The sequence below is a fragment of the Streptomyces sp. NPDC048331 genome (assembly GCF_043201215.1).
GTDB lineage: Bacteria > Actinomycetota > Actinomycetes > Streptomycetales > Streptomycetaceae > Streptomyces.
Genome location: NZ_JBICYT010000046.1, coordinates 1 through 13768 on the forward strand (window position 1 = coordinate 1; position 13768 = coordinate 13768).

Consider the following 13768-nt stretch of genomic DNA (forward strand, 5'->3'; position numbering starts at 1 on the left):
ACACCCTCGGCACCACCCCCACCTGGACCACCCCCACCCCCACCCACCACACCAACCTCCCCACCTACCCCTTCCAACACCAGCACTACTGGCTGGACGCGACGCAGGGGGGCGCGGCCGGGGTCACCGACCTCGCGGAGGCGGGTCTGGAAGCGGCCGGCCACCCGTGGCTGAGTAGCGTGACCACGCTCGCGGACGGGGAGGGGCACCTGCTGTCCGGGCGGCTGTCGCTGCGCACCCACGCCTGGGTCGCGGACCACGAGGTCTTCGGATCCCTGCTGGTGCCGGGCACCGGCGTACTGGACCTCGCCCTGGCGGCCTGCCGCGCCGTCGGCGCCGCCCGGGTCGCCGAACTGACCCTCGCGGCCCCGCTGGTGGTGGACCCGGAGCGGCCGGTCCGGCTCCAGGTACGGGTCGGAGCCACCACCGGCGAGGGACGGCGGACCCTCACGGTCCACAGTCGGCCCGAGGCCGCGACCGAACCGGGCCGGTGGACCCTGCACGCCACCGGCGAACTGTCCGACGAAGCCGACGGTCCGGATCCGGACGCGACCGACCTGCGGGACTGGCCCGCCCAAGGGACCGAAGCGGTCGACCTCGACGGCTTCTACGAGGGGCTGGCATCGGAGGGACTCGCCTACGGCCCCGCCTTCCGCGGCCTGGTGGAACTGCGCCGCGGTGACCGGGTGGTGTACGGCCGGGTCGTCCTGCCCGAGCAGCTGCGCGCGGACGCCGGCTCCTACGGCGTGCACCCCGCGCTCTTCGACGCGGCTCTGCACGTGATGGCCGGTTTCGCGCCTACGGATTCCGATGAGCACGCCGACACGGCCTTCCTACCGTTCCTCTGGTCGGACGTGCAGCTGTACGCGACCGGCAGCACCGAACTCCGGGTCCGCATCGAGCTCGAGGCCGACTCCGACGGCTCCACCGGCAGCACCGCGGCATCGGTCCTGATCAGCGACCCGTCGGGCGAAGTGGTCCTGCGCGCGGGCAGCCTGCGGCTCCAGCGCGTGAGCGCCGAGCAGCTGCGGTCCGCGCGCGACACCCACATCGAGCACCTGTACCAGGTCGACTTCCAGGCGGTGAGCCTGCCCGACCGGACGCTCGACACCGAGGGCACCGTGGTCCTGGGCGAGGGCGGGCTCGCCGCCGCTCTCGGCCTCGAGGCACAGACCGTCGCCGAGGCCGCGCTCGCCGCCGCCCCGCGCCGTCTGCTCGTCGACCTCACGGACGGCACCGTCCCGGGCGACGACGTGGTCACGGCAGCACACCGGCGGACCGCACAGGCCTTGGAGCTGGTGCAGCGCCTCCTCACGGACCCGGCGCTGGCCGCCACCGAGGTCACCTGGGTGACCCGCGCAGCCGTGGGTACGGACCGGATCGGTCCCGTGGACGCGCTCGCGGACTCCCCGCTGTGGGGTCTCCTGCGCACGGTGCGTGCCGAGCACCCCGAGCGGGTGCTGCGGGTCCTCGACCTCGACGAGGAGCTGCCCGGTACGGCCCTGCTGGAGAGCGCCCTGGCCGCCGGGGAGGAGCCGGAGCTGGTCCTGCGCGGAGCGCGGGCGCTGGCTCCCCGGCTGGTACGCGCGGGCTCCTCGGACGCTCTGGTCCCGCCGCGGACGGAAGGCGCCTGGCAGCTCGCCATCGGGGAGAAGGGCCGGATCGACACCCTCGAACTGGTCTCCGCGGACCGGGCGGAGCCGCTCGGCGCGGGCGAGGTTCGGGTGCGGGTGCGCGCGGCGGGGATGAGCCCCCGTGCCGTGCTCGACGCCCTGGACACGGCCCACGCGCCGGTACTCGGGCGGGAATGCGCGGGCGTCGTTCTCGAGACGGGTGCGGAGGTCACGCATCTGCAGGTCGGCGACCGGGTCATGGGCCTGGCGCCCGGCACCTTCGGGACCGAGGCGCGCGCCGACGCACGGGCGATGAGCAGGATCCCGGACGGGCTGGGCTTCGAGGAGGCCGCGACGGTTCCGCTGGCCTTCCTCACCGCCTACTACGCGCTGGCCGACCTCGGCGGCCTGCGGCCGGACGAGAAGGTCCTCGTCCACACCGCGGACGGCGACGTGGGCCTGGCGGCGGCGCAGCTGGCCCACCACCTGGGCGCGCGGGTGTACGCGACGGCGGGTCCGGCCCAGTGGCCGGTGCTGCGCCGGATGGGGATCCCGGACGAGCGGATCGCCGGTCCCCAGGACGCGGCGTTCGACGAGAAGTGGTTGGCCGCCACCGGTGGAACCGGTGTCGACCTGGTGCTGGACGCGATGGCCGGCGAGTCCGCCGAAGCGTCGCTGCGGCTGCTCCCGCGCGGCGGGCGTTTCCTGGAGACGGGCACGACCGGTGTGCTCGACCCCGCCGAGGTCGCCGCCGCCCGTCCCGGGGTCGTGTACCAGGCCTGCGAACCGACCCGGTGCGATCCGCGGCGGCTGATGGAGCTGCTGGCGGAGTTGGTCCGGCTGTTCGAGCAGGGTGTGCTCACCCCGCTGCCGTTCACCGCGTGGGACGTCCGCGACGCGGCCGAGGCCTTCCGCCTCGTGGCTCAGGGCCGGCACGTCGGCAAGGTGGTGCTGACCCCGCCGCGCGCACTGGACCCGCAGGGCACCGTCCTGATCACCGGAGGCACCGGTGAGCTGGGCCGTGCGGTCGCCGGGCACCTGGTACGCGCGCACGGGGTACGGCACCTGGTGCTGACCTCGCGGCGCGGCCCCGACGGACCGGACGCGGCCCGCGCCGTGGCCGACCTGGAGGCCGCCGGCGCGGCGGAGGTGCGCGTGCTGGCCTGCGACGCGAGCCGTCACAGCGAGGTCGCGGCGGTGCTGGCCGAGGCCCGTCCCGGTCACCCGTGGACCGCGGTGGTACACCTCGCCGGTGTCATCGACGACGGCCTGCTGGCCGGCCAGGACGCGCGGCGTCTGGCCGCCGTGCTGGCGCCGAAGGTGGACGGCGCGTTCCACCTGCACGAGCTGACGCGGCACCTGGACCTCGCGGCGTTCGTGCTGTTCTCCTCGGCCGCGGGCGTCCTGGGCTCGCCCGGCCAGAGTACGTACGGGGCGGCGAACGCGTTCCTCGACGCGCTCGCGGCCCACCGGTCCCGGCGTGGTCTGCCCGCGCTGAGCCTCGCCTGGGGCCTGTGGGCGCCCGGCGGCTCCGGCATGACCGCGGGCCTTTCGGCGGCCGACCTGGCCCGGATGGACCGGCAGGGCGCAGGCGCCCTGAGCGTCTCCGAGGGGCTCGATCTGCTGGACAAGGCGCTGGACCGTCCGGGGCACCAGGTGGTGCCGGTCAAGCTGAGCACCGGTGCCGCGCGTCCGGACGCCGCCGAGGTTCCGGCGCTGCTGCGGGCGCTGGTGCGTCCGCGGCGCCTGCTGCGGCAGGCGGCCGGCGCGGCCGCGGAGGGGTCCGCGTCGTTGCGCGCCCGGCTGCTGGCCACGGCCCCGGCCGAGCGGTCGGCGGCGCTGACCGAAGTGGTGCGGCTCGAGGTGGCCCTGGTGATGGGCTTCGCCGATGAGGCGCAGGTGACGGCGGAGCAGCCGCTCAAGGACCTGGGCGTGGACTCGCTCACGTCGATGGAACTGCGCAAGCGCCTGGCCGATCTGACGCAGTGCGTGCTCCCCACCGACCTGGCGTTCAGCTTCCCGACGCCGCGGGCGATCGCGGAGCATCTGCTGGACCTGCTGTTCACGGGCGCCGTGGCGGAAGGCTCCGGAATGCCGGCGGTGCGGCGTTCCGCGGAACGCTCGGTACATCCGGCCACCGAGGGCCAGAAGCGTCTGTGGTTCATGGAGCGCATCCGCCCGGGCAGCATCCAGTACAACGCGGTGCTGAAGCTGCGGGTGGCGAAGGCCCTGGACCGCGACGCGCTGGAGCGCGCCCTGGAGTGGGTCGCCGCTCGGCACGAGGTGCTGCGGACCACGCTGGTGCTGCGCGGGGACGAGCTGGTCCAGGAGGTGCGTGCGCGGGCGGACGTGCCCGTGTCGTTCACCGATGTGTCGGGGCGGCCCTCCGAGGTGTTCGAGCGGGAGGTACGACGCATCGAGCACACCCCGTTCGAGGTGGACGGCGGCCCGCTGGTGCGGCTCCACGTCGTACAGGGGGACCGGGAGCAGATGCTGCTCCTGGTCATGCACCACTCGGTGACCGACGGATGGTCGGGCGGTGTGATGCTGCCCGAGCTCTACGGGGCGTACCGGGCGTTCGCCGACGGCGAGGAGCCCGAGGGCCCGGAGATCGGCCACCAGCTGGGCGACTACGCGCGCTGGGAGCGGGAGTGCCTCGCCGAGGGGCGTTTCGACGAGGGACTGCGGTTCTTCGCGTCGGAGCTCGCGGGAGTGCAGCGGCTGGACCTGCCGTCGGCCTCCGCGGAGGGGCGGCCCGCGGGCGGCGACGCCGTGTACTTCTCCCTGCCGGCCGCGCTCCGGGACGAGCTGGAGGCGGTGGCGGCCGCGTCGTCGGTCACCCCGTACACCGTGTACGTGAGCGCGTTCGCGGTGTTGCTGGCCCGGTACAGCGGCCAGGACGACTTCGCCCTGGGCACCATCTGGTCGAACCGCCAGATGTCCGAGACCGAGCGGATGGTCGGCTTCCTCGCCAACACGTTGCCGATGCGGTGCGATCTGACCGGTGCGCCGTCCTTCCGTACGGTCCTGGAGCGCACCCGGCCGCGGGTGCTGGGGCTGCTGGAGCACCAGAGCGTGCCGCTGACCGAGATCGTGCGTGTGGCGGGCGCCGAGCGCACCGGGGACGAGAACCCGCTGTTCCGCGCCGCCTTCAACTACATGTCGGTCCCCGCCGTGACGCTCGGCGAGGGCGAGGACGCGTGGGTGCGTCCGGAGTCCGGGAGCGCGCTCGGCAACGTCCGGGGCGGGGCCAAGTTCGAGCTGGCCCTGACCCTGGCGTCCGACGGCGAGGGCCTGCTCGGCGAGTTCGAGTTCCTGCCGACCGTCCTCGACCGCGCGGCCGCGCAGCGGATGGCGGACAACCTGTCCGTCCTGCTCGCCGCGATCGTCCGGGATCCGGACCTGCCGATCGGTGAACTGGAGCTGCTCGGCGGCGCCGAGCAGGACTGGCTGCGCGAGAACGGGACGTACGTCGAGTCCGAGGTTCCCGCCGTCCGCACCGCGCTCGATCTGTTCCTGGAGCGGAGCCGAGCCACCCCGGACGCGGTGGCGCTGGTCGCCGGATCCCGGGAGCTGACGTACGGCGAACTGGCGCTCGACGCGGCCCGGCTCGCGGTCCGGCTGCGTGAACAGGGCGTGGCACCGCGGAGCCTGGTGGGTATCCGGCTGCCGCGTTCGGCCGACCTCGTGGTGGCGATGCTGGCCACCTGGCTGGCGGGCGGCGCCTACGTCCCGCTGGACCCGGAGTACCCCCCGGCGCGGCTGGACCACGTGATCGGCGACAGCGCTCTCGGTGTGATCGTCTCCACCGGCGAGCTCGAGCCGCTCGCGGTGGACGCCGGTGTGCTGGTGGTGGACGTACGGGACGCCGGCACCGAGCCCGAGCTGACCGCTCGGGCACAGGCTCTGCTGGACGGCGGCCCGTCGGCTCCCGCCACGGATCCGGCCTACGTCATCTACACCTCGGGATCGACCGGGAAGCCGAAGGGCGTGGTGCTGGAGCATGCCCAGTTCGCCAACTTCTGCCGGGCGATGGACGAGCGGGTGGGCGGTGGACCGGGCGACACCTGGCTCGCGGTGACCAGCTCCTCCTTCGACATCTCCACTCTCGAACTGCTGTGGACCCTGACCCGCGGCTACCGCGTGGTGGTCGCACAGGGCGGCGTCGAGACCTGGCCCTCCTACCGTGCGCACCGTCCGACCCATCTGCAGTGCACGCCGTCGCTGGCCCGGATGCTGGTCGCCGACGCCGAAGGCAGGGCCCTGCTGGCGGGGCTGGACCGGCTTCTCGTCGGCGGCGAGGCCCTGGACCGGCCGCTGGCCGAGCGGCTGCTGCGCAGCTGTGGGGGCTCGGTGACGAACATGTACGGTCCGACCGAGACCACCGTCTGGTCGGCGACCTGGGAGGTGACGGGCGGCGAGGTCTCCCTCGGGCGGCCCGTCCTCAACACCCGGCTGTACGTGCTCGACGAGCGGCGCCGGCCCGTACCGCTCGGGTCCCGGGGCGAGCTGTGGATCGGCGGCCTGGGCGTGGCCCGAGGCTATCTGCACCGGCCCGAACTGACGGCGGAGCGCTTCGTCACCGACCCCTTCGCCGGGGAGGCGCAGGCCCGGATGTACCGGACCGGGGATGTGGTCCGGTACCGGGCCGACGGCAGCCTGGAGTTCTGCGGGCGCGTCGACGCCCAGATCAAGCTGCGCGGCCATCGGATCGAGCTCGGTGAGATCGAGGCCGTCGCCGCGGGTCACCCGGGGGTGGCGCAATGCGCGGCCGTCGTCCGTGAGGACGTCGCGGGCGATCCGCGGCTGTACCTGTACTGGGTGCCCGCCGGGGAGCGGCGGGCCGATGTCGAGGAGCTCCGGGAGTTCATCGCCGGACGCCTGCCGTCGTACATGGTGCCCGCGCGGCTCGTGACCCTGTCCGGGCTGCCGCACACCCCGAACCGGAAGATCGACCGCAACGCTCTGCTCGCCCTGGAACCGGTGGACACCGCGCGTGACGGTGAGGGTGGGGCCGACGGCGGAGACGGTGGCGGCAGCGGCGCACCGGAGGATCTGATCGCCGAGGTCTGGGCCTCGGTTCTGGGGCTGGCCGTCGTGGACCGGGACCGCGGTTTCTTCGACCTGGGCGGCAGCTCGATGAGCGCGCTGCGGGCGCACGAGCGGATCTGCGGGCTGCTCGGCCGGGAGTTCCCCCTCTCGGCGGTGTTCCGCTATCCGACCGTGCGCAGGCTCGCGGCGTTCCTGGGCGGAGGTGCGCGGCCGGCGGCCGTCGCGACCCGTGCGGTCCGGCCGTCGGACGACGGTGACGCGGTCGCCGTCGTCGGTATGGCGTGCCGGCTTCCGGGCGCTCCGGACGTGGCCGCCTACTGGGACAACCTGCGCAACGGCGTGGAGTCGATCCGGCGGTTCACGGCGGAGGAGCTCCGCGCGGGTGGGGTCCCCGAGGCACTGCTGGGCCACCCGTCGTACATACCGGCCAAGGGCTGGGTCGAGGACGCGGACCTGTTCGACGCGGGGTTCTTCGGCTTCTCGCCGGCCGAGGCCGAGTCGATGGATCCCCAGCACCGGCTCTTCCTCGAATGCGCATGGCAGGGACTGGAGACCGCGGGCATCGTGCCGAAGGCGTTCGACGGCCGGATCGCCGTGTTCGGCGGCACCGGCCAGGGCCGCTACCAGCAGGACGATCCGACGGACCTGGCCTCGTTCTACCAGTCGATGGTCGGCACGAAGAACGACTTCCTGGCGACCCGCGTGGCCCACCGGCTCGACCTGCGCGGTCCGGCGATGACGCTGCAGACGGCGTGCTCGACCGGCCTGGTCGCCACGCACCTGGCCCGGGAGAGCCTGCTGCGCGGGGAGTCGGACGTGGCGCTGGTCGGCGCGTCGTCGATCTCCTTCCCGTTGGTGCAGGGCTACCCGTACCAGGAGGGCATGGTCTCCTCACCCGACGGCGTCTGCCGGGCGTTCGACGCACAGGGGGGCGGCACGGTCTTCGGTGACGGCGTGGGTGTCGTCGTACTGCGTCGTCTGTCGGACGCCCTCGAGGCGGGCGACACGGTCTACGCCGTGCTGCGCGGCAGCGCGGTCAACAACGACGGCTCCGACAAGGTCGGCTTCACCGCGCCCAGTGTGGACGGTCAGGCGGACGTCATCGCCGCCGCGCAGGGGGCCGCCGGCGTGCTGCCGGACACGATCGGCTTCGTCGAGGCCCACGGCACGGCCACGGCGCTGGGCGACCCCATCGAGGTCCAGGCGCTGCAGCAGGTGTTCGGCGCGACCCGGCGCGAGGAGCCGTGCGCGATCGGCTCGGTCAAGACGAACATCGGCCACACCGACGCCACCGCGGGCATCGCCGGGCTGATCAAGGCGGCGCTCTGCGTGTACCACGGTGAGCTGGTTCCGAGCCTGCACTACGAGCGGCCCAACCCCGAGATGGGCCTGGACCCTGAGCTGTTCTACGTCAACACCGAGCTGAAGGAGTGGCGGAGCACCCAGGGCCCCCGCCGGGCCGGTGTCTCCTCGTTCGGCATCGGCGGCACCAACGCGCACGTCGTGCTGGAGGAGCCGCCGGTGCGCAAGCCCACCGAGGGGACGACCGCGTCCGCGTACCCGGTGGTCCTCTCGGCGCGGAGCGAGGGCGCGCTGCGGGAGCAGGCGGGCCGCTGGGCCTCCTGGCTGGCGCAGCGTCCGGGGACGTCGCCTGCGGACATGGCGGTCACCGCCGCACTCCACCGCTCGCACTTCGCCGTGCGGGCCGGTGTGGTCGCCGCCGACGGCCCCGGCCTGGTGGAGGCGCTGGAGGCGTTGGCTGCGGACCGCCCGCACGAGGCCGTGGTCACGGGCAGCGCCGCACCGCGCGGGAAAGTCGTGTTCGTCTACCCCGGCCAGGGGAGTCAGTGGGCCGGTATGGGACGCGAACTCCTGCTCCAGAACCCGGTGTTCGCGCAGGCGGTGGACGAGTGCGACGCGGCCCTGAGGCCGTGGACCGGCTGGTCGGTGCGCGCGGTGCTGGCCGGTGAGGACGACGGCCACCCGCCGGTCGACCGGGTGGATGTGATCCAGCCGGCCCTGTTCGCGATGGGTGTGGCCCTCTCGGCCGTATGGCGCTCTCTGGGGGTGGAACCCGCCGCTGTGGTGGGCCACTCCCAGGGCGAGTTGGTCGCCGCCGTCGTGAGCGGGGCGCTGACCCTGGAGCAGGGCGCGCGGATCATCGCCGTGCGTTCCCGGGCGATCCTGCCGATCGTCGGCCAGGGTGGCATGGCACTCGTCACGCGTCCGCTCGCCGAGGTGGAGGAGTTCATCGCCCCGTACGGCGAGGCACTGTCCGTCGCCGCGATCAACACGGCGGGCTCCACCGTCGTCTCGGGCCGGGCCGACTCGGTCGCCGAGCTCGTCGCCGAGCTGTCCGCACGGGACGTGTACGCGCGGACGGTCAAGGTCGACTACGCCTCGCACAGCGCGCAGATGGATCAGCTGCTGCCCGCGCTCTCCGAGGAGTTCACGTCGGTGGTGCCGCGGCGGGGCGACATCGCCTTCTACTCCACCGTCACCGGAGGGCCGGCCGACGGCACGGAGCTGGACGGCGGCTACTGGTGCCGCAACCTGCGGGAACCGGTCCGCTTCGACCGAGCGCTGGAGCGGCTCGTCGAGGACGGGCACACCGTCTTCGTGGAGATCAGCGCTCACCCGGTGCTGTCCATGCCGCTGGTCGAGAGCAGCGGGACGCGCGGCGGTGTCGTCGTCGGCTCGCTCGCCCGTGAGCACGGCGGGACCGACCAGATGCTGCGCAACCTCGCCCTGCTGCACGTGGGGGGCCACGAGATCGACTGGAACCGCGTGCTCGGCGCCGGGTCCGTCCTGGACCTGCCGACGTACGCCTTCCAGCGTCGGCGGTACTGGAAGGAGCCCGCGAGGAAGGAGCCGGCCCGGTCGCGGACCGAGCAGGTGCTCTGGGACGCGCTCGGCACGAGCGACCCGGACACCTTCGCCGGCCTGCTGGAGGTGCCCGAGCACCTGCGCGCGGGCATCGCGGAGCTGGTCCCGCACCTACAGGCCTGGCGTCGCCGCCACGAGGCCGACGCGTTGGTCGCCGACTGGCTGTACGAGGACACCTGGCAGCTCGTGGACACGCGGCCGAAGGCGCTGCGTCCCGGCGAGGCCTGGGCCGTGGTCACGGCGGACGGCGCCGGCGCTCACGAGGCCCTCGCCGACGCGGCCGAGTCCGCGCTGGGCGCGGCCGGTGCGCGGGTGCACCGGCTCGCCGTCCGCGGCAGCGGCGAGGAGATCGCCCACTCCCTGCTGACGCTGCCGGGCGAACTGGCCGGGGTACTGACGCTGACCTCCCTGGACGAACAGGCCCGCGCCGCCGGCGGCGGAGCTCCGGAAGGGTTCTTCCTGACGGCCGACCTGCTCCGGGAACTGGGCACGACACATCCGCGGACTCCGCTGTGGGCCCTGACCTCGGGCGCGGTCCGGGCCGAAGCCACCGACCCCCTCTCGCACCCCCTCCAGTCCATGGTGGCGGGTCTGGGACGGGACCTCGCCCCGCACGAGCAGCAGCGCTGGGGCGGTGTGATCGACGTGCCCCGCGACACGCACGACGGCTGGGCCGAACAGCTCGTGGCCGCGATGACCGCCGGGGACCACGAGGACCACGCGGCGTTGCGTCCGGGCGGACGGTACGTGCGCCGGCTGCGCCGCGTGACGCCCGGGGCGGGATCCGGAGCGTGGTCGACCGACGGTACGGCGCTGATCACGGGCGGCACGGATGCGCTCGGCCTCCGGTTGGCCCGCTGGCTGGCCGCACAGGGCGCCCGGCGCATCGTGCTGGCCGCACGGCGGGCGCAGGAGACGCCGGAGGTCGCACGGACCCGCGCCGCGCTCGCCGCCGACGGGGTCGAACTGACCCTGGTCGCGTGCGACCTGGCCGACCGCGGCCAGGTCGAGGAGCTGGTGCGGTCCTGCGACCGGGCCGACGCCCCGCTGCGGACGGTCGCGCACCTGGCCGGGCTGGTGGAGGGGGCGCCGGCGCCGCGCTCCCGCGAGGACCTCGTCCGCGAGGACATCGACCGTGAGGTGTCCGCCAGGACGGCCGGCGCCTGGCACCTGCACGAGGTGCTGGGTGCGCGCGAGCTCGACGCGTTCGTCCTCCACGGCAGTGGCAGCGCCCTGTGGGGCGGGGCGGGTCAGGCGGCGAACGGCGCGGCCGACACCGCGCTCGACGCGCTCGCCGTGCACCGTCGCGCGCAGGGGCTGGCCGCCACGGTCGTCCACTGGGGCGACCGGTCCGGCGGCGGCACGACGTCGTCCCACGACACGGACAGCGCTCTGCGCGCACGCGGTCTGCGGGCCATGGAGCCGGACAAGGCACTGCAGGCGCTCGGCATCGCGCTGCGCACCGACCGCACCGCACTCGGCGTCGCCGACGTCGACTGGGCCGTGTTCACACCGTCGTTCTGCGCCGCGCGGCCGCGCCCGCTGCTGCGCGAGATCGACGAGGCACGCGCCGCGATGGACGCGGCGGACCAGGCCGCGGACCGGTCCGCGGGCGAGGCCCTGCGGTCCTCCCTCACGGAGCTGGCGGCGCCCGGGCGGATCCGCAAGCTGCTCGAACTCGTGACCGCGGAGGCGGCCGCCGTCCTGGGGCTGGCCCCCACGACGGTCGGGCCCGACACCCCGCTGCAACAGCTGGGCATGGACTCTCTGATGGCGATCACGCTGCGGGGCGGTATCGCCCGGCGGACCGGCGTGAGCGTGTCCACGGAGACGGTCCACCGGCTCGCCCACTGCTCCGGGCTGGCCCGCCACCTCCTCGAGGAGCTGCGGCTCGACACCTCCGCGGGCATCGGGGGCAGTGCCCGGGTCCCGGAGCCTCAGGGGCCTGCTGCCGGGTCCGGGCGGTGGATCCAGGTGCTCAAGCCCTCGGCCGCACCCCGCGCACGGATCCTCGCCTTCTCCGGCATGGGCGGATCCACCACGGGTCACGTCCCGCTGATCCGGCACGTCCCCGACGACGTCGAGCTGCTGGCGGTCGCGTTGCCGGGGCGGGAGAGCCGGATCGACGAGGAACCGGTGACCGACATGGACGTGCTCGTGGACGCGGTGTCGGAGGCCGTGTCCGGACTGCTGGACCTGCCGACCGTCCTCTACGGTCACAGCCAGGGCGCCTGGGTCGCCTGGGAACTGGCGCACCGGCTCGCCGGCCGTCCCGGTGTGCCGCCACTGGCCCTGGTCGCCGCGTGCGCGGTGCCGCCGACCGAGATGGCCCCGCTGACGGACCGGCTTCGGGACCTCAGCACGCTGTGGGAGTCGGCCGCACCCGCCGAACTGGCCGAATCCTTCAGGGGCGTACTGCCCGACCAGGTGCTCGACAGTGAGGAGCTCTTCACCGGGTACATCGGCGCCCTGCGTTCGGATGTCACGCTCGCCGGGGCGTACCGGGAAGCGCTGGCCCACGTGGACCGCGCGGCACTGGACATTCCGATCGTCGCCGTGGCGGCCACGGAGGACCTCCTGATGCCGGAGCGGTCCCTGCTGGCCTGGGCGGGCCAGACCCGCGCCGGGTTCACGGCCCGCAGCGTGGCGGGCGGCCACGCCGCCCCCATGGAGAACCCGGAGGCGGTCGCCGCCGCGCTGCTGGCCGCCGTGCCGCAGCACTCACCCGCCGCTGTGTGAGCGGTCCTACCACCCTCCTCGCCGGGGCCCCCGCCACCGTGGGGGCCCCCGGCCAGCCCCCTCGTCTACGGAGAAACCACATGACCCCTCGCATCGTTGTTCTGGGCGGCGGCGTGGCCGGCCTGTCCACCGCTCTCCTGCTCACTCGCCGCGGCTTCCCGGTGACCCTGGTGGAGCGCGACCCGGAGCCGCCTGCCGACCTGGCCGACCTCGCCGGGTGGAAGCGCCCGGGCGCCCCCCAGGTGCGCCAGCTCCACACCTTCCTGGGGTTGTTCCGCACGTGTCTGCGCGAGCATCTGCCCGATGTGCACGCGGATCTGCTGGCCCACGGCGCCGAGGACATCAGTATGGCGTCCCCGCGCGCCGGGGCGGCGGACGGCACGGCGGACGAGGCCCTGACCGTCATCGCGTCGCGCCGCGGCACCGTCGAGTGGGCCCTGCACCGGGCGCTCGCCCGGGAGCCGGGCGCCGAACTGCGGTACGGCACGTCGGTCCGACGGGCGGAGACCGAGGGCGGCCGGATCACCGGGGTCCACGTCCGGGGCGGGCTGCTGGAGGCCGACGTCGTCATCGACGCCGGCGGCCGGCGCTCGCCGCTCGCCGAGGACTTCACGGAGGCGGTCGGCGAGGTCGATTGCGGCGTCGTGTACAACACGCGCTTCTACCAGCTGCTGGACGGTGTGGAGCGGCCGCCGCTGCACCGCGGGGTCACGACGATGGTGGCGGGGTCCGGCTTCGGCGCCGGGCTCTTCTACCACGACAACCGGACCTTCGCGATCGGCATCGGGCGGCTGCCGGAGGACAATGCCCTGAAGGCGCTGCGCGAGACCGCGGCGTTCGACCAGGCCGTCGCGGTCTTCCCGGAGTTCGCGCCGTGGCTGGCCGAGGGCATGTCCCGGCCGCTGGACGAGGTCGTACCGATGGCCGGGCTGAAGAACACCTTCCGCAGGCTCACCCCGGAGACCCCGCTGGGCTACCTGCCGGTGGGAGACGCGCTGTGCACGACCGACCCGGCCTTCGGACGTGGGGCCTCGGTCGCGCTGGCCGAAGCGGTGCTCGTGGCGGACACCCTCCAGCGGGCGCCCGAGGATCTGCCGGGCCTCGCCGGCGCACTGGGCGAGTTCGCGGAGCGGTGGCTGCGTCCCTGGTACGAGGACTCGGTACGGGCCGATCTGGGGCGTACCGCCCTGTGGGAGGCCGAGATCGCCGGCGCGGACCTGCCGGGGCTCGGCGCCGTCGCGGGCGGGGTGAACTCGTTCGTGCTGCTGGAGGCGGGGGAGCACGATCAGGTGCTGTGGGAGGCCGCCCAGCGGCACATCAACCTGCTGGACCCCGCGGACAGCCTGGAGCGGCCCGAGCTGAAGGAGCGCCTGGACGCCCTGCTGGCGTCCGGTTGGCGGCCGCGCCCGGCGACCGGGCCCGCGTACGGCGATGTCGTGGCGGCGGTCGCCGGGTGATCCGGCCCCGACCACGACGAA

General features: G+C 74.3%; 2 protein-coding genes. Both read left to right on the forward strand.

The features are described 5' to 3' along the window. Positions 1-170 precede the first annotated feature (170 nt). The gene (locus ACGFYY_RS36725; RefSeq protein ID WP_393716331.1) at positions 171-12290 is read left to right on the forward strand and encodes an amino acid adenylation domain-containing protein; all 12120 of its coding nucleotides are present in this window, start codon (positions 171-173) and stop codon (positions 12288-12290) included. 80 nt (positions 12291-12370) lie between these two features. Continuing rightward, complete coding sequence (locus tag ACGFYY_RS36730; protein WP_393716280.1) at positions 12371-13747, forward strand: NAD(P)/FAD-dependent oxidoreductase; 1377 nt, start codon at positions 12371-12373, stop codon at positions 13745-13747. Positions 13748-13768 lie beyond the last annotated feature (21 nt).